At 60.1% G+C, this 23,933-nt stretch carries 24 protein-coding genes and 2 pseudogenes; 11 read left to right on the top strand and 15 right to left on the bottom strand.

Features of this window, described 5'->3' with window-relative positions:
• The first annotated feature begins 182 nt into the window (after positions 1–182).
• Positions 183–890, top strand: coding sequence for an MlaA family lipoprotein (locus PSEEN_RS17045; protein ID WP_011534797.1), 708 nt, complete (start codon positions 183–185; stop codon positions 888–890).
• A gap of 64 nt (positions 891–954) precedes the next feature.
• Here the strand turns inward: PSEEN_RS17045 and PSEEN_RS17040 are convergent, their stop codons facing one another.
• Positions 955–1,254 carry a PilZ domain-containing protein gene (locus PSEEN_RS17040; RefSeq protein WP_011534796.1) on the bottom strand — a complete coding sequence of 100 codons (300 nt, stop codon included), beginning with the start codon at positions 1,252–1,254 and terminating at the stop codon, positions 955–957.
• 270 nt (positions 1,255–1,524) lie between these two features.
• Between PSEEN_RS17040 and rssB the strand changes: the two genes are divergently transcribed.
• Both rssB and rssC read left to right on the top strand, forming a co-directional pair.
• Entirely contained in the window at positions 1,525–2,709 is a 1,185-nt protein-coding gene (gene rssB / locus PSEEN_RS17035) for a two-component system response regulator RssB (RefSeq protein WP_011534795.1), read from the top strand.
• Positions 2,706–3,188 (top strand): anti-sigma factor antagonist RssC, encoded by a 483-nt coding sequence (rssC, locus tag PSEEN_RS17030; protein WP_011534794.1) that lies wholly within the window; start codon positions 2,706–2,708, stop codon positions 3,186–3,188. Before rssB ends, rssC begins: the two co-directional genes overlap by 4 nt.
• 98 nt (positions 3,189–3,286) lie before the next feature.
• Here rssC and PSEEN_RS17025 read toward each other — a convergent pair whose 3' ends face one another.
• The 3 genes from PSEEN_RS17025 to dusA all read right to left on the bottom strand — a co-directional run bounded on the left by PSEEN_RS17025 (position 3,287) and on the right by dusA (position 7,448).
• Positions 3,287–5,155: an alkaline phosphatase D family protein gene (locus tag PSEEN_RS17025; protein ID WP_011534793.1), complete on the bottom strand. Its 1,869-nt coding sequence runs from the start codon at positions 5,153–5,155 to the stop codon at positions 3,287–3,289.
• 102 nt (positions 5,156–5,257) lie between these two features.
• A complete protein-coding gene (gene tal, locus PSEEN_RS17020; protein ID WP_011534792.1) occupies positions 5,258–6,184 on the bottom strand; it encodes a transaldolase in 927 nt (308 codons plus the stop codon).
• 262 nt (positions 6,185–6,446) lie between these two features.
• The gene (gene dusA / locus PSEEN_RS17015) at positions 6,447–7,448 is read right to left on the bottom strand and encodes a tRNA dihydrouridine(20/20a) synthase DusA (RefSeq protein WP_011534791.1); all 1,002 of its coding nucleotides are present in this window, start codon (positions 7,446–7,448) and stop codon (positions 6,447–6,449) included.
• Between the two features lie 472 nt (positions 7,449–7,920).
• Here dusA and PSEEN_RS27360 point away from each other — a divergent pair, with 472 nt between their 5' ends.
• Positions 7,921–8,127, top strand: coding sequence for a hypothetical protein (locus PSEEN_RS27360; protein WP_044488274.1), 207 nt, complete (start codon positions 7,921–7,923; stop codon positions 8,125–8,127).
• Here PSEEN_RS27360 and PSEEN_RS27355 read toward each other — a convergent pair.
• From PSEEN_RS27355 to PSEEN_RS26700, 4 genes and pseudogenes are all read right to left on the bottom strand, one after another.
• Positions 8,050–8,214, bottom strand: a pseudogene (locus PSEEN_RS27355) (hypothetical protein); the annotation flags it as partial. The gene PSEEN_RS27360 and the pseudogene PSEEN_RS27355 overlap by 78 nt on opposite strands.
• 223 nt (positions 8,215–8,437) lie before the next feature.
• Entirely contained in the window at positions 8,438–8,707 is a 270-nt protein-coding gene (locus PSEEN_RS17005; protein WP_011534789.1) for a DUF3077 domain-containing protein, read from the bottom strand.
• Between the two features lie 138 nt (positions 8,708–8,845).
• Complete coding sequence (locus PSEEN_RS17000) at positions 8,846–9,091, bottom strand: hypothetical protein (protein WP_011534788.1); 246 nt, start codon at positions 9,089–9,091, stop codon at positions 8,846–8,848.
• A gap of 350 nt (positions 9,092–9,441) precedes the next feature.
• Positions 9,442–9,687, bottom strand: coding sequence for a hypothetical protein (locus PSEEN_RS26700; protein WP_011534787.1), 246 nt, complete (start codon positions 9,685–9,687; stop codon positions 9,442–9,444).
• 110 nt (positions 9,688–9,797) lie between these two features.
• On the opposite strand from PSEEN_RS26700, the gene PSEEN_RS16995 reads away from it, so the two are divergent.
• Positions 9,798–10,370, top strand: a complete 573-nt coding sequence (locus PSEEN_RS16995; RefSeq protein WP_158020263.1) for a hypothetical protein — start codon at positions 9,798–9,800, stop codon at positions 10,368–10,370.
• A 118-nt stretch (positions 10,371–10,488) separates the two neighbouring features.
• On the opposite strand, the pseudogene PSEEN_RS27030 reads toward PSEEN_RS16995, so the two are convergent.
• The 3 genes and pseudogenes from PSEEN_RS27030 to PSEEN_RS16990 all read right to left on the bottom strand — a co-directional run.
• Positions 10,489–10,665: pseudogene (locus tag PSEEN_RS27030) on the bottom strand (IS481 family transposase); the annotation flags it as partial.
• 152 nt (positions 10,666–10,817) lie between these two features.
• A complete protein-coding gene (locus tag PSEEN_RS26240; protein ID WP_083789189.1) occupies positions 10,818–11,666 on the bottom strand; it encodes an SIR2 family protein in 849 nt (282 codons plus the stop codon).
• Positions 11,663–12,676 carry a ParA family protein gene (locus PSEEN_RS16990; protein WP_044488272.1) on the bottom strand — a complete coding sequence of 338 codons (1,014 nt, stop codon included), beginning with the start codon at positions 12,674–12,676 and terminating at the stop codon, positions 11,663–11,665. The genes PSEEN_RS26240 and PSEEN_RS16990 overlap by 4 nt, the downstream gene beginning before the upstream one ends.
• A 942-nt stretch (positions 12,677–13,618) precedes the next feature.
• Here PSEEN_RS16990 and PSEEN_RS16985 point away from each other — a divergent pair.
• Positions 13,619–14,746, top strand: a complete 1,128-nt coding sequence (locus PSEEN_RS16985) for a putative phage abortive infection protein (RefSeq protein ID WP_044488270.1) — start codon at positions 13,619–13,621, stop codon at positions 14,744–14,746.
• Between the two features lie 275 nt (positions 14,747–15,021).
• Here PSEEN_RS16985 and PSEEN_RS16980 read toward each other — a convergent pair whose 3' ends face one another.
• Positions 15,022–15,267 carry a hypothetical protein gene (locus tag PSEEN_RS16980; RefSeq protein WP_011534689.1) on the bottom strand — a complete coding sequence of 82 codons (246 nt, stop codon included), beginning with the start codon at positions 15,265–15,267 and terminating at the stop codon, positions 15,022–15,024.
• Between the two features lie 393 nt (positions 15,268–15,660).
• Here PSEEN_RS16980 and PSEEN_RS16975 point away from each other — a divergent pair, with 393 nt between their 5' ends.
• The gene (locus PSEEN_RS16975; RefSeq protein WP_011534780.1) at positions 15,661–16,101 is read left to right on the top strand and encodes an NUDIX hydrolase; all 441 of its coding nucleotides are present in this window, start codon (positions 15,661–15,663) and stop codon (positions 16,099–16,101) included.
• On the opposite strand, the gene PSEEN_RS16970 is transcribed toward PSEEN_RS16975, so the two are convergent.
• Positions 16,098–16,658, bottom strand: a complete 561-nt coding sequence (locus tag PSEEN_RS16970) for a nucleotidyltransferase family protein (protein ID WP_011534779.1) — start codon at positions 16,656–16,658, stop codon at positions 16,098–16,100. The two genes, PSEEN_RS16975 and PSEEN_RS16970, sit on opposite strands and share 4 nt — an antisense overlap.
• Before the next feature lie 29 nt (positions 16,659–16,687).
• The gene (locus tag PSEEN_RS16965) at positions 16,688–17,068 is read right to left on the bottom strand and encodes a GFA family protein (protein WP_011534778.1); all 381 of its coding nucleotides are present in this window, start codon (positions 17,066–17,068) and stop codon (positions 16,688–16,690) included.
• Positions 17,069–17,442: 374 nt separating this feature from the next.
• On the opposite strand from PSEEN_RS16965, the gene PSEEN_RS16960 reads away from it, so the two are divergent.
• The 3 genes from PSEEN_RS16960 (at position 17,443) to PSEEN_RS16950 (ending at position 21,046) form a co-directional block, all read left to right on the top strand.
• Positions 17,443–18,126 carry a response regulator gene (locus PSEEN_RS16960; protein WP_011534777.1) on the top strand — a complete coding sequence of 228 codons (684 nt, stop codon included), beginning with the start codon at positions 17,443–17,445 and terminating at the stop codon, positions 18,124–18,126.
• Complete coding sequence (locus PSEEN_RS16955; protein WP_011534776.1) at positions 18,123–19,445, top strand: ATP-binding protein; 1,323 nt, start codon at positions 18,123–18,125, stop codon at positions 19,443–19,445. Before PSEEN_RS16960 ends, PSEEN_RS16955 begins: the two co-directional genes overlap by 4 nt.
• 206 nt (positions 19,446–19,651) lie before the next feature.
• Positions 19,652–21,046, top strand: a complete 1,395-nt coding sequence (locus PSEEN_RS16950; RefSeq protein ID WP_011534775.1) for an aspartate aminotransferase family protein — start codon at positions 19,652–19,654, stop codon at positions 21,044–21,046.
• Positions 21,047–21,137: 91 nt separating this feature from the next.
• On the opposite strand, the gene PSEEN_RS16945 is transcribed toward PSEEN_RS16950, so the two are convergent.
• Complete coding sequence (locus tag PSEEN_RS16945; RefSeq protein WP_011534774.1) at positions 21,138–22,070, bottom strand: siderophore-interacting protein; 933 nt, start codon at positions 22,068–22,070, stop codon at positions 21,138–21,140.
• 148 nt (positions 22,071–22,218) lie between these two features.
• Here PSEEN_RS16945 and pvdP point away from each other — a divergent pair, with 148 nt between their 5' ends.
• A complete protein-coding gene (gene pvdP, locus PSEEN_RS16940; protein WP_011534773.1) occupies positions 22,219–23,841 on the top strand; it encodes a pyoverdine maturation tyrosinase PvdP in 1,623 nt (540 codons plus the stop codon).
• Positions 23,842–23,933: the final 92 nt, after the last annotated feature.

Below are 23,933 nucleotides of genomic sequence, written 5' to 3'. Positions count from 1 at the left end.
TCCCTGAAATACCTCGCAGGCTAGCCCGCCTTTATGACCACTCTATGACCGTGGCACATGTTCACAAAATCTTGACAGAGATATGTAAGACTATCCCTAAGCCAGCAAGCCATTATACTGGCGCCTAATTCAGCAGCGCGCCAAAGGCCGTTGCCGCCGTGAAATCCGATGGAGAAACATCTATGCGTAGGATCGGTGCCGGAGTGATCGAACGAATCACCCAGGCCTGTGTCTGCGCCAGCCTGTTGCTGGCGCCTGTGGCGGCTACTCAGGCGGCCACAGAAGAAGACCCTTGGGAGGCGGTCAACCGACCGATCTTCAAGTTCAACGATGTGTTGGACACCTATGCCCTCAAGCCGCTGGCCCAGGGCTACCAGGCTGTCACCCCGCAGTTCCTCGAAGATGGCATCCACAACATCTTCCGCAACCTGGGGGATGTCACCAACCTGGCCAACAACGTGCTGCAGCTCAAGCCGCACGCCGCTGGCGTGGACACCGCGCGCCTGATCGTCAACACCACCTTCGGCCTGGGCGGTTTCTTCGACGTCGGCACCAAGATGGGCCTGCAGCGCAATGACGAGGACTTCGGTCAGACTCTCGGCTACTGGGGCGTGCCCAGCGGCCCGTACGTGGTCATCCCACTGCTTGGCCCCAGCACCGTACGTGACGGCCTGGCCAAGTACCCGGACACCTACACCGAACCCTATCGTTATATCGACCACGTGCCCACGCGCAATTCGATCTTCGCCCTGGACGTGATCGACACCCGCGCCAGCCTGCTGCAGGCTGAAAAGCTGATCCAGGGTGACAAGTACATCTTCCTGCGCAACGCCTACCTGCAGAACCGCGAGTTCAAGGTCAAGGATGGCGCAGTCGAAGACGACTTCTGATTCGGCTGGATGTGAAAAAGGCGACCTTCGGGTCGCCTTTTTTCATCCTGTAACACAGTCGGGCTCAGTGCATGGCCAGGATGCGCAAGCCGAGCTTCTGCTCGCCACCGGACTGGTCGGCGATCCACACCACCTCGGTACTGGCGTGCAGGCCCTTGAGTGCAGGGTGGTCGGAATCGATGCGTACCTCGAGCTGATCGCCCACCTGGAACCGTTGCGGTGCCTGCACCTGCATGCCGCTGCTGGACAGGTCGAGGCAAACGGCGGCGATCACCTGGCCGGCATGCAGCAGGCTGACCTCGGTGTCGATGCGCATGCGGATGAAATCGCGTTTTTCGCTGTAGTTCACGGGGGGCTGGGACATGGCTGCTTCCTTTCATCGGGTCGCACGGGTCGGCTTTCTTATAACGCCAGGTGATTTGCCCTGTAAAGTGCAGGGAAGTCTACCTTCCCACGCTTGAAACGCCAGGCGGATGGGAGTACCGTCAGCGCCTTACAGGGCACCTCTGCTATTTGCCGGACCAGTCTTCTTGTCCTACAACTCAAATAGAGAGTGGCTAGAGAGCATTCCAGTAGCGTCTGACGGGGTATCCGCAGCCGTTACGCCAACCCAAATCTGGCGCCGTTCGCCCACATGCAGAAAACCAGTGCAACGCTGCTGATCATCGATGACGACGACGTGGTCCGTGCCAGCCTCGCCGCCTATCTGGAAGACAGCGGTTTCAGCGTCCTCCAGGCCGCCAACGGTCAGCAGGGCCTCCAGGTCTTCGAAGAACACCAGCCCGACCTCGTGATCTGCGATCTGCGCATGCCGCAGATGGGCGGCCTCGAACTGATCCGCCGGGTCAGCGAGCGCGCGCCGCAGTTGCCGGTGATCGTGGTGTCCGGCGCCGGTGTCATGAGCGATGCGGTCGAAGCCTTGCGCCTGGGCGCCGCCGACTACCTGATCAAGCCCCTGGAAGACTTGGCCGTACTGGAGCATTCGGTGCGTCGTGCACTCGACCGTTCGCGCCTGGTGCTTGAGAACCAGCGCTATCGCGACAAGCTCGAAGCAGCCAACCGCGAGCTTGAGGCCAGCCTGCACCTGTTGCAGGAAGACCAGAACGCCGGGCGCCAGGTGCAGATGAACATGCTCCCGGAGAGCCCCTGGCAGGCCGGTGGGTACGCGTTCGAACACCAGATCATCCCGTCGTTGTACCTGTCGGGTGACTTTGCCGATTACTTCCGCGTGGACGAGCGGCGCATCGCCTTCTATCTGGCGGACGTGTCCGGCCACGGCGCATCCTCGGCGTTTGTCACGGTACTGCTCAAGTTCATGACCACGCGCCTGCTGTTCGAAATCAAACGCAGCGGCAAGATGCGCGAATTCAAGCCTTCGCAGGTGCTCAGCCACATCAACCGCGGGCTGATCAACTGCAAGCTGGGCAAGCATGTGACCATGGTCGGTGGCGTCATCGACGAGGACGCCGGCCTGCTCACCTACAGCGTGGGCGGCCACTTGCCGCTGCCGGTGCTGTACACCCCAGGCCAGGCCCGCTATCTGGAGGGCCGTGGCCTGCCGGTGGGGCTGTTCGACGAGGCCAGCTACCAGGACCAGGTGCTGGAGTTGCCACCGCAGTTCAGCCTCACCCTGATGTCCGATGGCATTCTGGACCTTTTGCCGGGGGACACACTCAAAGATAAGGAAGCGTCCTTGCCGGAGATCGTCAAGGATGCAGGGGGCAGCCTGGAAGGGCTGCGCCAACGTTTCGAATTGGCTACGCTTGGGGAGATGCCGGATGATATCGCCCTATTGGTGTTGAGCAGGAACCTTGAATGAGTACCGGTAGAATCCAGTTCGCCGAACAGAGCGGGACCTTCGTTCTGAAATTTGTCGGTGAAGTGCGCCTGACCCTGTGTTCGGCGCTGGATGCGACGATCGAGAAGATTTTCACCGCGCTGAACTTCTCGGCCATCGTCATCGACCTGACAGAGACCGAAAGCATCGATAGCACCACGCTGGGCCTGCTGGCCAAGCTGTCGATCCTGTCCCGGCAGAAAGTCGGCCTGCTGCCGACCGTGGTCACCACCAACCCGGACATCTCCCGGTTGCTGCAGTCGATGGGCTTCGACCAGGTGTTCAACATCGTCGACCGCCCGATACCCTGCCCGGAGTGCCTGACCGACCTGCCGTCGCAAGATCAGGACGAGAACGTGGTGCGCTCCAAGGTGCTGGAGGCGCACAAGATCCTGATGGGGCTGAACGACTCCAACCGCGAAGCCTTCCATGACCTGGTGAGTGCGCTAGAGCGTTCCTGACCCTTGCTATTTGCGGGTGTTACACCGCTTCGCAGGCCGATGAAAGCCCTGTAGGAGCGGGTTTACCCGCGATTGGGCCCGGAAAGCCACCGTAAGCCCTAGCCGCCAACACCCATTCGCCGAGCAAACTCGGTTGTCTCACGCCCATCGGCGTTCAGCTGATACACCCGTTCCGGCCGCCCCTCGCCGTCGAAGAACACCCACCCCAACCCCGCACTGTTCCACAGTCGCTCACCCGCCTTGCTATGGCTGGGCGTGCGCGGCACCACTTCCATCTGCCGGCGCTGGGTGAACCAGTTGAGCGGCGAGCGCGGCGAATACAGCCAACGGTTGAGCCGGTCCAGCACATCCAGCAGGCGCCGGGGAAACTCGTTCTTGATCCCGCTGCTGGTCACCTGCCACAGGTGCGGGCTGCGCTGGCGATGGCGGATCAGCACCTCATAGACAAACGAGTAATGCACGTCCCCGGAGAGGATCACGTAATGCCCCGGCGTGCGCGAGTGGCGGAAAATATTGAGGATCACCTGCGCTGCGCCGCGATGGGCCATCCAGTTCTCGGCATCCACCAGCAGCGGGTAGCCCAGCGCGCTGAACACCCGTTGCACGGTCTCGATCAGCTTGACCCCGAAGATCGGCGCAGGTGACACGATGATCGCCGAAGGGTGGTCCAGCAGCGCCTGTTGCAGTTCGCACAGGGCCTCCCAGTCGAGCAGGCCGGAGGGCTTCTGCAGGCTGTTTTCGCTGCGCCAGCGCCGGGTACGCGTGTCCAGTACCAGCAGTGGCGGCTCCGTGGGCAACGCGTACTGCCAGCCCTGGAAACGCAGCAGTTCGCCGATCAGTTCGTCCCGCGCCTTGCCCAACTGCCGGCAACGCCCGACCAGCGCCGCGCAGCCATCCGGGTCGTTGCCCCAGCCCTGGCACAGCAGGTAGCCCAGCAGGGCGTTGCCGATGATGCGCCGGGAGAACGGGTGGCCGTAGGCGGTCTGCTCCCATTGCGCCGAGAGGTTCCAGTCGTCGGTGATGTCGTGGTCGTCGAAGATCATCAGGCAGGGTAGGTGGGCCATTACCCGCGCCACCTGTCCGAGCCCTCCACGGAAAGCCTCAATCAGCGGCAGTTCGTGGCAATAGCGGGCCTGGCGTTTGTCTGTCAGGCCGGGCGGCATGTCCAAATGCACCAACGCCCAAGGTACGGGCGACCAGACCAGCAGATACATGGCCATGACTTCGGCGAAGGTCACCAGGTGGTTGTCGGCGTTGCTGGAGGAGAAGATCGGCTTGCGCTTGCCGCCGAAGAAGCGCTCACGCAGGGTTTCGTTGCTTTCCTGGGCCGGTAGCAGGTCGGCACGGTGGTAGTAGCAGGCCGGGTGGCGGTAGAGCGCGGCGCCACTGTCTACCAAGGCGCCATCCAGCGTCTCGTCGAACAGGCCCAGGCACTCGATCAGTTCGTGGATGGCGCGCAGCATGGGGCCGGCAACGTCATCGGCATAGACCTGGTCGCCGGTCATCAGCAGCATAGCCGGGCGCTCTTCCGGTCGCGGTCCCGCCAAAAGCAGGCGGTCGGCGCAGAGCAGGCCGTCAGCGGCCGGGTGATGGGGTTTGCGGCAGGACCCGTGGAGCAGTTGGTCGAGGCGGTCGCGCAGCACGAAGCTGGGGCGGCTGGCGCCGGGGTAGAGCAGGTGCGCTGCCCAGTCGGCGATACCTTGGCCGTTGTCCAGGCACAGGTCGTATTCGAGGGTCGTATTGCTGGGCAGTGGTTTGTCGAAGTGAATGTCCAGCAGGTGGATGAAGGCGTGCGTGCCGACTGGGATCACTTCAACGCCTACATTGGCGATGATGCCCTCATGTTCGAGGATGAACTCTGGGCGCAATGGTTGCGAGCCGACCAGCCAGATGGCCAGGCGCTGGGGTTCCAGGCGGCGAAGTACGGGGCCGGCGAGGACAAGGGGGAGGGTGGCACTGAGAGTCATCTAAGGCTCGGCTTTATTGGGTGTGGCGGCATCGGCCACCCCAACGGAAAACGGGCGGGAAATGCTCTGCATTTACCGCCCGTCGATCAACCCGAATATGTATCAGGCTTTGTCGGCCATCAAGGCTTCGAGTTTCTCCTGGTCCCGGGCGAACTGGCGAATACCCTCGGCCAGCTTCTCGGTGGCCATGGCGTCCTCGTTCATCGCCCAGCGGAACTGGCTTTCGTTCAGTTGCTGCTTCGCTTCGCCGGCATTGCCCGGCTTGAGGATGCGTGGCAATTCGCCCTGGTCATCGGACAGCTGCACCAGCAGCTCGGGGCTGATGGTCAGGCGGTCGCAGCCGGCCAGTTGCTCGATCTGGCCGATGTTGCGGAAGCTCGCGCCCATGACCACGGTGTTGTAGCCGTTGGCCTTGTAGTAGTCGTAGATGCGCGTGACTGACTGCACGCCCGGATCCTCGGCGCCGATGTATTCCTTGCCGGTGCTCTTCTTGTACCAGTCGTAGATACGCCCCACGAACGGCGAGATCAGGAACACCCCGGCGTCGGCGCAGGCCTGGGCCTGGGCGAAGGAGAACAGCAGGGTGAGGTTGGTCTGGATGCCTTCCTTCTCCAGCTTCTCGGCGGCGCGGATGCCTTCCCAGGTGGAGGCCAGCTTGATCAGCACGCGGTCGCGCTTGATCCCGGCGGCTTCGTACAGCTCGATCAGCTGGTGGGCCTTCTTCAGTAGCGCCGGCTCGTCGAACGACAGGCGCGCATCCACTTCGGTGGAAATCCGGCCTGGAATGACCTTGAGGATACCCGCGCCCACCGAGACCGCGAACTTGTCACAGGCCAGGTCGACATTGCCTTTGGTGTCGGCCTTGACCTGCTCGAGCAGGTCGGCGTAGCCCGGGATGGCGGCGGCCTTGAGCAGCAGCGACGGGTTGGTGGTGGCGTCGACCGGCTTGAGGCGGGTGATGGCGTCCAGGTCGCCGGTGTCGGCGACCACGGTGGTGAACTGCTTGAGTTGTTCCAGCTTGGAGGTCATGGGCGTGCTCTGTCCTGTGCAATGACTCGACATTACCCGAGCCCCGGCGGCCCGGCAACGGGCCTGATGCGTGTGGGGCTGCGTGGAAGGTGAGGGTTCGAGTCGAATGCGCGGTAGAGGTTCCCGGCGAGATCATCCCACAGGGGCCGCGCCTGCCTCAAGATCAGGACTGCACCCGTAGGAGCCGGCTTGCCGGCGAATGGGCCATTACAGCCAGCACAAGACAATTGCTCTTACAGGAAGCAGTGCAAGCCAGGGAGGCTCAGCGCCCCTGCAGCAGCTCCGCAGCCTGGTCCAGCACCGCCAACGGCGTGTCGGTCTTGTGGATGTCCGCCGACAGCAACTGACGGAAGCGCCGCGCCCCCGGGAAGCCCTGGCCGAGGCCAAGGATATGCCGGGTGATGTGATGCATCGCGCCGCCGCTTTCCATGTGCGCGACGATGTACGGGCGCAGCTTGGCCATCGCCTCGGCACGGCTGATCACTGGCTCGCTGCTGCCGAACAGCTGTTGGTCGACCTCGGCCAACAGGTAGGGGTTGTGATACGCCTCGCGCCCCAGCATCACGCCATCGAAGGTCTCCAGGTGCGTGCGGCACTCCTCGAGGGTCTTGATCCCGCCGTTGAGCACCAGTTCCAGGTCCGGGAAGTCCGCCTTCAACTGCGCCGCCACGTCATAGCGCAGCGGCGGTATCTCGCGGTTCTCCTTGGGTGACAGGCCTTCAAGAATGGCGATACGCGCATGCACGGTGAAGCTGCGGCATCCCGCATCGCGCACCTGGCCGACGAAGTCGCACAGTTCGGCGTAGCTGTCGCGGCCGTTGATGCCGATGCGGTGCTTGACCGTGACCGGAATGCTCACGGCGTCCTGCATGGCCTTGACGCAATCGGCCACCAGCGCCGGGTGGCCCATCAGGCAGGCGCCGATCATGTTGTTCTGCACCCGGTCGCTGGGGCAGCCGACGTTGAGGTTGACCTCGTCGTAGCCGGCTTCCTGCGCCAGGCGTGCGCAGGCCGCCAGGTCCGCCGGCACGCTGCCGCCCAGTTGCAGGGCCAGCGGGTGCTCGCTGTCGTCGTGGCGCAGGAAACGGTGGGCGTCGTTGTGCAGCAGGGCGCCGGTGGTGACCATTTCGGTGTAGAGCAGGGCGTGCTTGGAGAGCAGGCGCAGGAAGAAGCGACAGTGACGGTCTGTCCAGTCCATCATCGGCGCAACGCTGAAGCGGCGGGACGGCTCGGGGCGCAAGGAGGAAGCGGCTTGAGATTGCATAAGTCTGGGGCACGAACTCAGCGAAGCCAGGCGGCGAGTCCCGCTGGCAGGCGATGGAAAGGTTGATGGCCGCCAGTTTACCAAGCATGGCGGGATTCGTCCGGTCTGATTGGCGATAAGGTGCTGGCTGGTGCCAAGGGCGCTATTCCTGTCTCCCGTAGGAGCCGGCTTGCCGGCGAACAGGGCCCGACCAGGCAATTCATTCCATAACAGCCTGCTTCAACATTCGAAGCGCTACCCGGCTGGGCGCCCCGACGCCATAAATGCTCTGAAGCTAATGCAAAAAGCCCAGCACGAGGCTGGGCTTGGAACCATGGGAATGCTGAGCTTACCGATCGTTCTTGGACGAAGACCGGACCGCGTTGCTCAGGCCCTTCTGGTTATGATCCCCAGGGGTTGTCTGCGAGACGGCGGTGGATTTGGACAGGCCGCGGGTATCCTTGGAGTGGGCTACGCCTGAGGTAACGGCGCCATGGCCATTGTCATCATTGCGCAGGCTGCCGTATCGGTTGCCGCTGACGCCGTGATCGCGACTGGCCTTGCCTGCGTGATCACCACCAAAGCCGGAACGGCCACCATCGTGCCCACCCATGCCGCCGCCGTGGCCGCCACTGTTCCCACCACCATGACCGCCACCGCCACCGCCACCGCCACCGCCACCGCCTTTGGCATAGGCTGAGCCAATGGGTGAGACATCCGCAGGCAACAACGCAGTAGCGCCAAGCGCCAATGTACAAGCGAAGATGGCCACCAGTTTATGTTTCATGGTTTTGTACGCCTCCGAGGGGCGAGGGGTTGGGGTGCTGATCAGACCTGGGGCCGTGCCCTAAGTTCTCATGGTCCGACGGAGTGCGTGCACACCACGGCAACACCTGGCATCCAGACTCATAATTGACTTCCTGTCGCGCCTGGAGAACGAGCTCTGCCCCGGCATGCTCGCTCTGACAGGCGCTGCAACGCCTTCTTCAAACGCTCGAGAGGGCGGCCCTTTAATGCTTCATCCCCAACTCCGCATCATCCATCAGCGCCTTGGCCAGCGCGCTCAGGTAATACGACGCCCAGATCAGCTGAGGCTTGTCTTCCATGATCCCGGTAATGGTCAGGTCGCACACGCAGCCCATCAACTCCGAGGCCTGTTCCCGTGCGTGCTGGCAAGGGATGCCGGGTTCGATGCAGAACAGCGGGTCGGTATGCTTTTCACCCTGGTAGAACTTGGTCTTGCCCACGGTGGTGTGGGGCGTGGTGTCGTCTGTGCTCATGGCTCAATCTCCCTGAAAGGCTTGGTGCCTGGCCTGGCCCATTCGCCGGCAAGCCGGCTCCTACAGGCGATTCGCGCCCCAGGTAGGAGCCGGCTTGCCGGCGAACAGGGCCCTCCAGGCAACTCACGACATACCGGCTCAATGCAACGGCCGAGGCTCCACCTGCGGCATCTGCACCTGAATCAACGCCGACTCGAGCAGCACCCGCAGCGCCTCCATTTCATGCATCGCGGCCATGACCAGAATCGACACGGGCGACTTGGGATGCAGTAGAACAGCCTGATGCGCCACGGTCTGCGCGCACAGGGCGTACTCGGTGGCCTGGATGATGGTGTCTTCGAGGGAGTGGTGGTTGTGGGGTGGATCGGGAACAATCTTTAGCATGGTGATTTACCGTTGACGGTGCCACCACCAGCCTGCTGTCAAACAGAAGGGTGGCAGCTGTACGTGGGTTGACAGACCGGCGGTAAATCACACAAAAGTTCCGGCGCACGCAAGCGTGCCCACACGTACAGCCACCATTAAACGGAGACTGCCAGCGTGATTGTACCGTCACAGCCTGTCAAAGCTGTGTCGTTGATGTGCAACGACAGGCCGAGACTAGAGCCCCGCCAGGGCGACCGCAACGGAAAAAAGGCCGCAGAAGTATGTTTGGGAAATGGACTACAAGGAAGTGGTTAAGTCTGATTTTCGTCAGAGGCAAGTGAGCATCTTTGAAGGAAGTCAACGATATTTCAGAGCGCAGTGTCGCCTAAACAGCCGGTGGCCACTGCTAATCTGCGCGGGCGGCCCAATTTGACGCCGAAACCATTGCCACCTTGGATGACGGTGGCGTGCGAGCGTTCACCGGCAGCAGAGATGTAGAGGATGGAGCCGTAAGCGCCCAATTTGGTCGAGCGCATGCTCGGTGAATTATCGCCATCACCGATTAAGGTGATTGAGGACTGATCGCGCTGAACGCCTGTCAGGCGTACGTCCATGCAGTAACTAGAGTGAGCTGGGTTTGGTTCGTGATAGTGGTGTCTTGTACGATGAGCCGCCTCAAGGGCATCACCTTGAGCTTAGGGATAACCAGAAAAAGGTAGGGAATGTGAAGAAGCTTCAACGTCCTGTTTTTGGGGGCGCTGCCGTCCTCTTGGCAGCATCGATTTTAGTCGGTTGCAATGACAAGGGCTACAAGGTCACCGGCGACAACAAAAAAGAGATTGGTCAATACCAGGAGCAACGCGGGGACGCGATTGCCTATCTCCTGAAAACGACAGTCTATGTCGGTGAAATTCGAGTCCTCTCTGCTCTACCGGTAGGGCCGGAGTTGGTTGCCCAGAGTAAAAAGATGCTGGCTCTCAAATCTGAAGCGGACGCGTTCGGTATCCTGTCTCCGCTGTCCCAGTGTCGTGGTGCAGGATACAAAGCTCAAGAGTACTGGTTGACAGTGGCAGGAACTATCCGAACGCAAAAACCAGAAGACGTGTTGAATGCCTACGTGAAGGAAGCGCAGGGATGTCAGGAGCAGATTGACAAGGGGCCGGCTGCAATCACCTACATCGAAACCGCCCTCGACAAGAACCCACCTGTTGACGGCTGTCTGAGAGTGGTTTCTCTGGGTGAGGAAGAGAAAGTACACACTTGGAGCTGCCCTGCTGAGCTGCTTTCGCAGCAGTAGGCACTTCGCGGCAAGTCAGAACTTTTGCAGTGCTGGCTTGGAGCCAATCTACGGTCCAGAATGTCTTTGCCGGGATATCTCCTTCATTCAAGAGCCATCTTTGTTGAATCGCTTACCATGGTTTGGCAGGTCCCATCCGAGCATTCTGTGTAGTGGTTAGTGAACGCCATTCAATGACGGACTTCACGCTCAGCCGGTAGCAGGCAGCGAGCTTTCGATTCGATTCTTTCGACGCTTGGAGCTCGGCTCGGATTCGCGGCGTCGTGTAGGCTGAGTCATGAATACGTCCTTCCAAAATGCATCCTCCTCATGAGGAGTTGAGGATGCACCATGACCCTCTGGGACTGAACACCCACCATACTCATGTGTTGGCAAACAGAGGTAGCGCTGGCGGCATAGCATAGCCTATGCGCCAGCGAATTTTGCGCTCAGTCTCGGCAGACGTTCTTATGAGTTCCAGCTTAGCGAATCAGCAAGCGCTTCTAAGGAGGCGGTGAGATCTGAATGGTCTCCGATTAAATCCTCATAGTCATATTCGAGCACACGGAGATTCATGGTGCTTTCCAAAATTTCTTTGAAGCCTGTGCTTATGGAACCTTTTGCTGAGATAAAATAGTGCTCGCGCGCAAAGCCTGCACTAAATTTGGCGTCTTCAAGTAATAGTCGAATGTCTGGGTCGTCTGTACCGCACCCTATAAATAGGAATGTATGGGTGAGTATCAATGATTTTAGGATGTCGTAGAACCAGCTGTGCTTTACCCGTGCTTCGGCATAATCTCTTCTTCCGAAGATCATGTTTTCTGGAGAGTCAACGGATCCGTGAATCTTTACAATTACTCGGCGATCGCCTCGTATGTATCTTGCAAGGTCTAGTTCGTAGTATTGTTTGATGGTGGTCGTGCCGCGAGATTTGGCGCTTGCGTAGACGTCGTATATTTTGTCAAAGTTAGGTGTTAGGACAATGTTGCTGTCAAGTTTGTAAATTGCCTCATGAATCGGGGCTTCTGAGTATCTTGGGTCAAGATACTCCTTTTTTACAAGCTCAGCATAAGCGTCTCGCGAGCAGTGATTTCGTATTAAATCTAGTGCGGTTAGGTAGTCTTTCGTGGCTAGGAAGGGATTTACAACATCCAAGATGCCGGCGTTGGTGGCAGCATTTGTCAAGAAGCTTTCCCAAGTTTTTGGCCTTGTGTTGTTGTCTTCTCCTGTTGAGTTTCTCGAGACTCCTGAGCCCAAGAAAATAACTACGCGTCTAGATTCGATGTCTTTCAGTAGCGTTTCTGGCCAGTTGATCATTTGAAGTTCTCCGCCAATGCTAAGCGGGCCTTCACTCTGTTTGCAATTTCGGCAAACATGTATTTTGATTCGTCAACTTTTGCAAAATGAGCACCGACCACGCCATCACTCGATCCCAATGAGAAAATAGGCGCGTTAGCAGTTTGAGACATTGGCACGAGGCTGTAGAGAGACGGAAACTTTCCAAGGTCAGCTGTTTCAGGGCTCTTCAGGCCAAATGCCATCTCAAGTTCGGAAATGTCAGCAGGGAATTTTTGTATTATTTTGTCGTAAGATGCAACTGCCCGTAGCTCGCCTCGCACGCTTTTGGCTTTGTATTGCTGCATAACATATCCAAGGAATGATATCTTCCACTTGATCTCGGAGCTATCTTGCTCGTATCTATATTTATTCTTTCTTTCGAAGAAGTCTAGGCCGGCAGAAAGTTCATCGCGCCAGGTTTTTAACGAAAGGATTATATTTTCGATAGCCATCAGGCTAAAAAGGTCGGCTGACATGGGTGTTAAGAAGTGGTCGGCGGCAAGTAAGATTGATCGATTTATTGCGCCTAGCGACGGTCCCATATCTATGAATACATAATCGTAGTGTTTGGCTGATTTATTTAATAGGTGGGCGAAGGTAAAGGTGGTTTGTAGGCCTCGATCATCGCCAATAAGCGTGTCTCCCCAGTCTTTAGCTAGCAGGTCTTCCCGAAGCGCAAATCTTGGATGTCCAGGTACTAAATCGACTCCGAATCTTGGGGACTTAACTATAAGTGGTTGCTGCTCGGGGAACCCCTTGCCACGTGCAATTGGTTCGTAATACTCATAAAGATTTGGGAGTGTCTGGTCAGAATAAATATTCTGAATTTGGGCGTTTGGCAGTAGGTAAGCAGTGGCGTTGCTTTGAGGGTCGGCATCAATGATTAGTACTTTCTTTCCTTCTTGTAAGGCGAAGTGAGCGGCAAGGTTGCACAGGAGGGTTGTTTTCCCCACTCCTCCCTTGTTGTTGAAAAAAGCGATACTTTTCATTAAGGAGTTCCTTCTGGCAAACATAAGCGTTCGATCATCCTTCAAATTTCGTGATATCACAAGGCCTTCAGCTGAGATTTCTGTAAGAGGTAGTGTGTGGGAGTGTTGCAGTCGCCCGCTATGGCGTCGCATGCAGTTGAGTGCTATGAACCCTTGCTGGCTGGTGGCGTAAGGACTCGGTCTGAAGCTAGATAGTGGCATTTATAGGCGCTTTGAAATCGGCTAGCTCGGGAGCGACTTGGCCTGGCTCGAACACCTGCTGCCGTTGCTCTGTTTCAAAGGTGCCGAAGCGTCGGCTTGCGTGTGGAAGTGCCGGTAGATCGGCTGGGCTGCTTGGTTCGAAGGGTTCATTAATAATCGCCTCGATGAAATTAGCCAGTTTGAGGTGCTTCTTTTTTCGTTCGGCAGGATCAGCGTGTGGCGTTCGCTTCCCTGCTCGACGGAGAAGAGCGCATCGAATTGGCTGCGCTCAACCTTCAGGCGGAACGACGGCACATCACGCTGCGGAGTAGAGCGGTGCATGAGGGTAAAGGCTGACCTGGACCTGGAGGAGGGGCAGGGTCCGATTGTCGAGGATGTGCTTGCTCATATCGTATGCCCTCAGCTTTTGGGCTGAAGAAGGGGCCGTGCGGGTTTTCTGCGTGTATTTGCTGACGGCGAACTCGCACCCGGCCTCACGGGCCAGGCGGCGGATCTCAAAGGTACAGAATGGATCAGTAGCCGGGTGAGCGTGTAGGGTTGCTGTGGCGTGCAGGTATTGCCTGGCTCTGTGGTGGAAGAGTGAGACGAATGTCAAATATTGGGTGCGTTATGTCAGCTACGGGTTGAAGCATCTGCGGATGCGTGCAGATATGGACTGGGTAGTGGCTTTTGGGTAGCATGCATTGATTTTTATTGGACGTATTATCGATCGCCAGCTGAAGCTAAATTACAGGAGTTATTGTGTTGCTTGAAAAAAGGTTGGGCGCCGAGTATAGGAAGCAGCTTCGTAATGAAAGGATATCTATTTTCTTTCGCAAGATCTGGATGAGTATCTACGATAAATGCTCGTGGATGCGATTCGGGCCGACATTTCTAGCGGTTAGTGTTTTCTTGATCCTTTTTGTTGCTTTTATTTTGTGGTTGAAGATTGCCGTTAATGTTGATTTTCCATTCCTGGGGTTTGCGAATGTTACTCAGCTCGGGTACATGGGGCAAATAGGAGACTTCTTTGGTGGAGTATTGAATCCACTTCTTAGTTTTATGGCGCTGATTGCAGTTTTATTTACAATAAAAATGCAAAGCAAGGAGCTTAAGGAGGCAAAAGAAGAGACTCGTATTGCGAATCGCATTCAGGACAAGCAGACGGCTGTATTTGAGCGGCAGAATTTTGAATCTGTACTTTTTCGATTGCTAGATGTGCATGGTCGGCTGGCGGAAAGGATGCGTGCCCGTAATAAGGGGGAGGGAGATCTTTTCAAGATTGTAGTTGATGGCGTACTTGATTTGGTAAATGAAAGTGAAGCTGCGTTAAAAGTTAAGCGATCTGATTTGTTGGGGTTTGATAGTTGGGTGGAGCACAGGGCGCAGCAAGAGCGGTTGAATGCTGATGGTCTAGGTAAGTTGATTGAGTCAGTAAAAATTGTAATTGGCAATGATTGCAAGATATTGCTCTCACAATACTTTAGGAATATGTATCAAATTCTAAAGTTGATCGATAATTTTAAATTGGAAGTGCATGAGGAAGGTTCTGAGAAAGGTAAAAAGTCGAAGCGGCAGCTTCGTATGGAGTATTTTCAGCGGCGCCAATATTGTAATATTTTAAGGGCGCAGATTTCTGATGATGAATTAAAGGTGCTTTACTTTAATTGCCTTATGCGTGATGGGCATGGCTTAAAGTACTATGTTGAAAAGTATTCGCTTTTAAAGCATATGGATAAGGGTGGTTTTCTACAGGTTTCTTGGGAGTGGTCAGCCACCTATATGGAAACGGCATATTCCGATTATGAGCAGATTTCTGATTTTCAAATTAGAGAGTTTCAAAAGGCGCGAAGCTCATCGAATTTCACTCATATGTTTCCGCATCATTAGCATGTGCGGTTGGTTGTGGGTAAAACAATAAACTACCTTGTCGTGAGTGTGAGTTTATTCTGTGATATCAAAGTTCTGATATTGCGGATTAATTGGTCTGATAAATTGGCGGCCTGCATCCTCAGCCAAAATTTTGACGCAAAAAAGCGCCCAGGCCCTACATATGTGTGGCTTGGGTGCGTTTTCGTTAATGCTCCAGAACAGTCGATTGTACAGTAACAAGCAAGTATCTTCGATGAATTCTCTATCACACTACCTTTTCCATACATACCGACTTAATGCAACGTCCGAGGCTCCACCTGCGGCATCTGCACCTGAATCAACGCCGACTCAAGCAGCACCCGCAGCGCCTCCATTTCATGCATCGCAGCCATGACCAGAATCGACACGGGCGACTTGGGATGCAGTAGAACAGCCTGATGCGCCACGGTCTGCGCGCACAGGGCGTACTCGGTGGCCTGGATGATGGTGTCTTCGAGGGAGTGGTGGTTGTGGGGTGGATCGGGGACGATCTTTAGCATCTTCTTATTCCTTTGAGGGCAGCCACCTGTCTGCTGTCAAACAGAAGGGTGGCAGCTGTACGCGGGTTGACAGACCGGCGGAATAAGCAAAGTTCCGGCGCACGCGAGCGTGCCCGCACGTACAGCCGCCATCGAGGGCTAGCCGCATGCTTAATACCGTCGCGGCCTGTCAAAGCCGGTCGCTGAACACCAGCGACTCGCCGAGACTAGAGCCCTGCCTGGGCTGCCGCAACGGGAAAAAGGCGGCAGCAGTATGTTTGGGAAATGGACTACAAGAAAGCGGTTAAATCTGATTTTCGCCAGGTATAAACCGTGGTCACTTCACTTGGGGAGTCTTCTCTACGGCCTGCAAAGGTAAGATAACCAGCGGTCATTCTCGAAAAGGACATCGCCATGCTGCCAAACAAAGCCTGTGCCGTAGTGCTCTCATCCACACCGCAGCCGCGAATCCTTCTGTTCCGCCATCCCCTGGCCGGGGTGCAATTGGTGAAAGGCACCCTCGAACAGGGCGAAGCGCCGCGTGAGGCGGCTGTGCGCGAGTTGGCGGAGGAGTCGGGTATCCATGGCGCAACGATCATGGATGACTTGGGCTGCTGGGTATCCGGACACCTTGATCAGGTCTGGTCGTTCCACCTGTGTCAGGTGCATGCGGCACTGCCCGAGCAGTGGTCTCACCAGACCCTGGACGACCATGGCCATGTTTTCGATTTCTTCTGGGCACCACTCGATCAGTTGCCCTACGCGGAGTGTCATCCCGTCTTCCAGCGAGCGCTGGCCTATCTGTGCGAAGCGCTGGCGGCGAAGGGATATTGGCGGCACCAGGCACTCGCCTAGCCAGCGACCTTCAACCAAGGCCACCGCTCCCGATAGCTGTCGGCCTTGCGCCTGAACAGCACCGGCTGCGGGTTCCGGGCATTCATGCTCAGCACATCGTTCTGCAGGTCTTCGAGGCCATAGGTGCTGTACAGCTCACCCGTAACGACATCCACGCCCAGGCAAGTGGAGTTGATGAGGTAGCGGTCTATCCCCTCGGTCACCGACTTCAGCTGCGGATAGTGCGCCCCGAACTTGGCTTCATACCAGAGATGAACCCTGGCCTGGTTGCGCACTTCCACATTGACCCCAAGGTGCCGGCAAGCGTCACGCACCCGGGCGATCACCCGGTCCTCGGCCTCCCACGACAGGTCTTCATCGAAGTAGGCGATGTCGTAGTCCTTGATGCCCCATTCGGCTGCTCGACCCGAGCGGACGTTCCAGAATGTCTGGAACAGGCAGCCCGCCGTGAGCATGCAATTGGGCAGGTCCAGCTTAGGCAATAGTGCGAGTAATGCGCGATTGGTGGCGTTTTCCAGTGCGATTGCCAATACACGCTCGTGAGTCAGCGAAACCATGTCGTTCATCCTTGTCCGGTGATTTGCGCTCAGGTGTGTGGGTACCCGTGAACCGCTGAGTCGAGATGGATGTGTTTGTGCTTCTGCGGCGTGAACGGTGTATCGAGCGTAGCCAACGCCACGGAAATCCAGTCGGCGAACTCGCCCTGCGAGCGGGACCAGAACAAGGAGGAGCCGCACCGTGCGCAGAATGCGCGCAGTACCGACTCGGAAGAGGGGTATTCGGTGAGATAGTCAGCCCCTTCCAGTATCCGCAGTGCGCCGCGAGGCACGCTACCGTAAGTGGCGAACAGCGCGCCGTGGCCCTTGCGGCACTGGCTGCAATGGCAATGGCTGACCGCCTTTGGCGCGGTCTGCAATTCATAGCGTACCGCCGTGCACAGGCAGCTGCCTTGATAGATATCGCTCATTTGATGACCCCTCCCTGAAAGCCAGCCCTTTGAAGGCCCTTGGCGTTTTTGCTCAATTTGAATTCGCCGGGGCTGCTTTGCAGCCCAATCGCGACACAAGGCCGCTCCCACAGGGGATCGCATATTCCTGTGGGAGCGGCCTTGTGTCGCGAAAGGACCGCAAAGCGGTCCCGGCATGCCCTGCCTTCGAGCAATATCGGAGGCTGCTCACCAATACCGTGAAAAGCCTGTCCCTGAAATCGCCCAGCTTAACGAGCCACCCACCAACCGTCGATCCGCCACCTGCCCACGACGAATCCCGCGCCAAGGCTCATAATCCCCCCTTAATCACCATCCTGTGCAATGCCAGCTTCCCCACCCCAGGAGACTTCCCCATGCACGTTCTGCTCTGCGAGGACGACGACCTGATCGCCAGCGGCATCTGCGCCGGGCTCTCGGCCCAGGGCCTGACCGTGGACCGGGTGGCGAGCGCGTCGCAGGCGCGGCAGATGCTCCAGGCCGCGCAGTTCGACGTGATGATCCTCGACCTGGGGCTGCCCGACGAAGATGGCCTGAAACTGCTGCGCCGCCTGCGTCAGCAGGGCGAGACGTTGCCGGTGCTGGTGCTGACCGCGCGCGACGCAGTCACCGATCGGGTCGATGGCTTGCAGGCGGGGGCCGATGACTATCTGCTCAAACCCTTCGACCTGCGCGAACTGGCGGCGCGCCTGCACACCTTGCTGCGCCGGGTGGCGGGGCGGGCGGTCAATGTGATCGAGCATGGGCCGCTGTGCTACGACCCGAGCAGTTGCGTGGCCACCTTGGCTGGCGCGCCGGTAGACCTGTCGCGGCGCGAGCAGGCGTTGCTCCAGGCGTTGCTGCAGAACCCGGGGCGGGTGCTGTCCAGCGAGCAGTTGAAAGACTGCGTGTACGGTTTCAGCGACGAAGTCGAGAGCAACGCCCTCAACGTGCATATCCACCATCTACGGCGCAAGCTGGGCAACGGCATCGTCGAGACCGTGCGTGGCCTGGGCTATCGCCTGGGGCCGGCGCAGGCTCCTGAGGAGGCATCGTCGTGAGCTTGCGCGTTCGCCTGTCGCTGATCCTCGGCAGCGCCTTCATCGTAATCTGGGTGCTGGCGGCGGCGTGGATGCTGCGCGACCTGCGCCAGCAGATGATGTTCTCCCTCGACCAGCGCCTGGTGGCGTCGGCACGCATGGTGGCCGGGCTGATCGACCAGTTGCCGCAACCTTTGACGGCCAAGGGACAGGATGCGCATTTTTCTGCGGACCAGTTCAGCGTGCCGGATGGCATGGCCTGCCAGGTGAGTTCCCTGCGCGGTGAGATCCTGGCCAGCAACCACAAGCATGACGGCACGATGGACGACCAGCGCAGCGGCTTTCGCGACCAGACCATCGACGGCGCCTCCTGGCGAACCTTCACCTACAACCATGGCGATGTGCGCATCACCACCGCCGACCGTCACCAGGAACGCGAGGCGCTGAACCAGTCGATCCTGCTGGCGGCGTCGGCACCGGTGCTGATGGCGCTGCTGGGTAGCTTGGGGTTGCTGTGGATCGGCCTGGGCAAGGGCCTGGAGCCGCTCAACCGCATGCGCGACGCCTTGCGCAGGCGGCGCGCCGACAGTGTCGAGCCGTTGCAGGTGGCCGGCCTGCCCAGCGAGCTGCAACCGTTGCTCGATACGCAGAACCAGCTGTTCCTGCGCATCGCCCAGACCATCGAGCGCGAGCGTCGGCTCACCGACGATGCCGCCCACGAACTGCGCAGCCCGCTGACCGCGATCAAGACCCACCTGCAGGTGGCGCGGATGACCGACGGCGCGGTGCGCGAGCAGGCCCTGGAGCATGCCGAGCAGGGGACTGATCGGATGCACCGCACGCTGGAGCAGTTGCTGATGCTGGCGCGGGTCGAGGGCAGCCTGTCGTTCGACGATGGCGTGCAGTGCAGTGCCGAGCAGGTGGCGCTGCAGGCGATCCAGGATGCCGGTGGGGGCGACAACCGGCGCATTCTTCTGCGCTTGCCGGAGGATGCCGCCAAGGTCTACCTGGGGATGCCGGCGCCACTGGCGGTGGCGGCCTTGCGCAACCTGCTGGACAACGCCCTGCGCCATGGTGGCGATGCGGCGGTGGAGTTGGAGGTGCAGGCGTTGGATGGGCAGGTGGACTTCCTGGTGCGCGACCATGGGCCGGGGATCGCGCAGGAGGACTTGCAGCATTTGACCGAGCGTTTCTGGCGCAATGGCCAGAGTGGCGGGTGTGGGCTGGGGTTGGCGATTGTCCAGGCGATTGTCCAACGTTGCGCGGGTAGCCTGCGCTTCGACAGCCAGGCCGATGGTTTGCGGGTGAGGTTGCAGGTGCCGGCGCGTTCGGGCGCTTGAGCGGTGCTGCTTGCTCTGGCCCATTCGCCGGCAAGCCGGCTCCTACAGGTATGGGCGGGCACCAGGTGGGCAAAGGCGTCACAAATCCCACGCCAGCGGCTAAATCCTTCCCTCGCTGAAGCGTTTTCCAAGCGATGACCACCCGACACACATCCGGTTAAAGGGCGCGTGGCGGGCACTTTCGCTTGCTTGCGAGGACTTTTCCGATGTCGACCGTTTCCAGCCTTGCCCAGGCGCTGCCGGCCTCCGCGCCCCAGGCCCTGTACGAATTCGCGGACTCGCCGCTGCTGCTGCGCCAGCAGCAACAGGAGTCCAACGCCCGCAGCTACCCCCGGCGTATCCCGCTGGCACTCAAACGCGCCCGTGGCATCCATGTGGAAGACGTCGAGGGCCGTCAGTTCATCGACTGCCTGGCCGGCGCCGGCACTCTGGCCCTGGGCCACAATCACCCGGTGGTGGTCGAGGCGATCCAGCGCGTGCTGGCCGATGAGCTGCCGCTGCACACCCTCGACCTGACGACGCCGGTCAAGGACCAGTTCGTCCAGGACCTGTTCGGCCTGCTGCCCGAGGCCCTGCGCCGCGAAGCGAAGATCCAGTTCTGCGGCCCCACTGGTACCGATGCCGTGGAAGCGGCGCTCAAGCTGGTGCGCACTGCCACCGGGCGCAGCACCGTGCTGGCGTTCCAGGGCGGTTACCACGGCATGACCCAGGGCGCCCTGAGCCTGATGGGCAGCCTGGGGCCGAAGAAGCCGCTGGGCGCGTTGCTGAGCAACGGCGTGCAGTTCCTGCCTTACCCCTACGACTACCGTTGCCCGTTCGGCCTGGGTGGCGAGGCCGGCGTGCGCGCCAACCTGCATTACCTGGAGAACCTGCTGAACGACCCCGAGGCCGGCGTGGCCTTGCCGGCGGCGGTGATTGTCGAGGTGGTGCAGGGCGAGGGCGGGGTGATCCCGGCTGATATCGAGTGGCTGCGCGGACTGCGCCGGATCACCGAGCAGGCCGGCGTGGCGCTGATAGTCGACGAGATCCAGAGCGGTTTCGCCCGTACCGGGAAGATGTTTGCCTTCGAGCACGCCGGGATCGTGCCGGATGTGGTCACCTTGTCCAAGGCCATCGGTGGCAGCCTGCCGCTGGCGGTGATGGTCTACCGCGACTGGCTCGACACATGGTCGCCGGGTGCCCACGCGGGCACCTTCCGGGGTAACCAGATGGCCATGGCGGCGGGGTCGGCGGTGATGAACTACCTGGTCGAACACCGCCTCTGTGAGCATGCCGAGGCCATGGGGCTGCGTCTGCGTGGGCATCTGCAGCGCTTGCAGCGGGACTATCCGCAATTGGGTGATATCCGTGGGCGCGGGTTGATGCTGGGGGTCGAACTGGTCGACCCGGCGGGCGAGGCCGATGCGCTGGGTCATCCGCCGGCGTGCCGGACCCTGGCGCCGAAGGTGCAGCGCGAATGCCTGCGCCGTGGCTTGATTCTCGAGCTGGGCGGCCGGCATGGTGCGGTGGTGCGCTTCCTGCCGCCGTTGATCATCAGTGCCGAGCAGATCGACGATGTTGCCGGGCGGTTCGCCGAGGCCGTGGCGGCCGCAGTCGGCTGACGCCGCACACCCTTCCCTGTAGGAGCCAGCTTGCTGGCGAACCGTCACACCGCGGTTCGCCAGCAAGCTGGCTCCTACAGGAAGCGGCGCATCAATCGAATGTGCGGCCGTCGCGCCAGTAGCCCATCAATGTCAGGTTTTCCCGGGGTAGCCCGCGCTCCTTGATCAAGAAGCGGCGGATGTCCATCACCGTCGCCGACTCGCCGGCGATCCAGGCGTAGAAGTCGCCACTCTCGCCACTCGCCAGCTCCCAGAGAATGCGCTGGTCGATGTCCACATCCTCCAGTTCCACCGAAGCGTTGGCGCGGATGACGGGCAGGCTGGCCAGTTCACGCACCGCATGCTGCATGCCGTGGCCGTGCGTGCAGCGCAGCAGGTCGCGGGGCAGCCAGTGCAGGCGAGTGGCGGGGCTGTGGCGCAAGGAGAGGCAGTCCTCTTCCAGCGGCACCTCGATGAACGCCTCCACGGGCAGGTCTGCAGCATCCTGCGCCAGTTGCTCGAGGATGCCGGCGATGGCCGGCAGCGCGGTTTCGTCGCCAATCAGCAGGATGCGCTGGGCGCTGCGTGGAGGCTTCCATTCGTAACCCCCCGGATCTTCGGTATAGGCCAGGTTCGGCGCGACCATCTGCAGCCGGTCGCCGACCTTGGCCTGGGTCGCCCAGGCCGACGCCGGCCCGTTCACGCCATGCAACACGAAGTCCACGTCCACCTCGCCAGCCTCACGGCGCAGGGCGCGGATGGTGTAGGTGCGCATCGGTGGTGTGTCCTGCGGCGCCAGGTCGCGCCTTGCCTGTTGCCATTGGCCGTCCTTGGGCAGGCGTGGCGGTTGCCCGGCGGGCGTTGGGAAGAACAGCTTGATGCGCTGGTCCGCAGCCAGGGTGGTCATCTGCGCCACTTCCGGGCCGCCGAAGACGAAGCGGCACAGGGACGGGCTCAGGGGCTCGATGGCTTTCAGGTCGACATCGAAGATCCGGTAGGGGGTCGCCTTGGTGGGGCGAGTCAACCGGGAGAGCAGGGAGGTCATGGTCGTACCTCTGTCGGTAGGGGGTACTGATCAGACGAGTCCGCGCGGGCTTGAATTAGGCTTGCCCGGCTGACGCTAAATTTTCAGCCCCAGCCTACGTCCTAGCTTGGATAGACACCGCAGCATGGCGGGAATGGACTGAGGCGCAATGACAATTTCTCGACGAGGATTCATCGCGGGCCTGGCCGTGGCGGGCGCCACGGGTACGGCTGCCTACTACGCGCACAAGAAGCTGACCCATGACCCGGAGGACGACATCGTCACGCCCGGTGAGGCGAGCGTCGAGCTGGCCGATTATTCCGGCCAGGTGCTGGCGGATCGCTTGCGTGGTGTCTGGGACCTGCGCCTCGAAGGCGTCGACGCCGGCATAGAGGGGTTGCCCGCCAAGGGCCTGGAAGTGTTTTTCGATGTGGCCACCAAGGGGCGCGGCTTGCGCGGTTACATCGATACCGGTGAGCGTCTGCGCGGTGACGGGGAGCCCGCCTACCGTGTGCTGGGCGACCTGGTCGGCGCCAGCTCGCGTGAAGTGCGCTGGCGCCTGGTCGACACGCGCGGCCGTTCGGTCTACGAGTGCGTGGCCAGCCTGGACGAGGTGTGGGGCCGTTTCGCCAACGCGGGCACGGGTACCTTGAGCGGGCGCCTGCAGCGCCTGGACCGCCCGCTGACCATGCCCCTGTTGGACAACCGCTTCGTCGCGGTCAAGCGTCTGTTCCCCGAGGCCCGCGAGCGGCTGCCCTATACCCCGCAGATGCAGGCCTGGGTGATTGGCGCCGAACACCGTCTGTTCCACCAGCTGTGGCACGCGACCCGGGACAAATGGCATCGCCTGTCGGCGCAGAAACAGAATGCCCTGCGCGGCCTGGGCTGGCAGCCCGGCCCAAGGGATCGCGAGCGTGACGCCCGTGGCCCGCGCAAGCACCGCAATGGTTCCGGCATCGACTTCCTGTTCATGCACCGGCACATGCTGATGTACGCGCGTACCTTGCAGGATTTGCCTTCCTGGCCGCGCTTTCCGCTGCCGCAACCGAACGTCGAGTTCGATCGCCAGGGCTTTGCCCGTTACCACGACAACCACGATGGCTATTGCGTGCCGCCGGCCTGGCAGGCGCCGGGCGACGATGCCTATGGCCAGTGGGTATCGGCAATCAAGGCCAACGAGACTTTTTGCGGCAACTTCCAGGTCTGGGAGTCGCAGTACCAGGACCCGGTGTACTTGTCGAAGCTATCGCTGGGGGCTTTCGGTTCGGAGCTGGAGATGACCCTGCACGACTGGTTGCACATGTGCTGGGCGTCGGTGCCGCGCGACCCGAACAATGCCGCGCCGGTGCCGTTCGCCCGCGACCAGGCGGATTTCGCCGCGCGCTGGTTCGAACGTGAGAACGATTTCCTCGGCGACCCGTTCTCCTCGCATGTCAACCCGGTGTTCTGGGGGTTCCATGGCTGGATCGACGACCGCATCGATGACTGGTTCCGCGCTCACGAGCGCTTCCATCCGGGCCAGGTGCGGCGCCAGGACGTCAATGGCGTGCCTTGGTTCGCGCCGGGGCACTGGGTGGAGGTCGACGACCCCTGGCTGGGGCCGGACACCCACGGTTGCAGCACTCAGCCGGGCACGCGCCCGGGCAAGTCGGTGGAGATGGACGTCGAGACCATGAAACTGGCCTTGCGCATCACCTTTGGCGAGGACGACAAGATCGACGGCTTCCTGCGCAAGGTACCGCAGCGGCCGTGGTATGCGCGGCACCTGTCGATGAAGAACATCCTTTCCTGAGGGCCCATTCGCCGGCAAGCCGGCTCCTACAGATCCCAGTAGGAGCCGGCTTGCCGGCGAACATTGCTCTACAAGAAGGCGAGGCCCTCACA

Source organism: Pseudomonas entomophila L48 (assembly GCF_000026105.1).
In the GTDB taxonomy this organism is placed as follows: domain Bacteria; phylum Pseudomonadota; class Gammaproteobacteria; order Pseudomonadales; family Pseudomonadaceae; genus Aquipseudomonas; species Aquipseudomonas entomophila.
The sequence above is the reverse complement of the archived record's forward strand: the minus strand, read 5'-3'. Positions and strand labels throughout refer to the sequence as shown.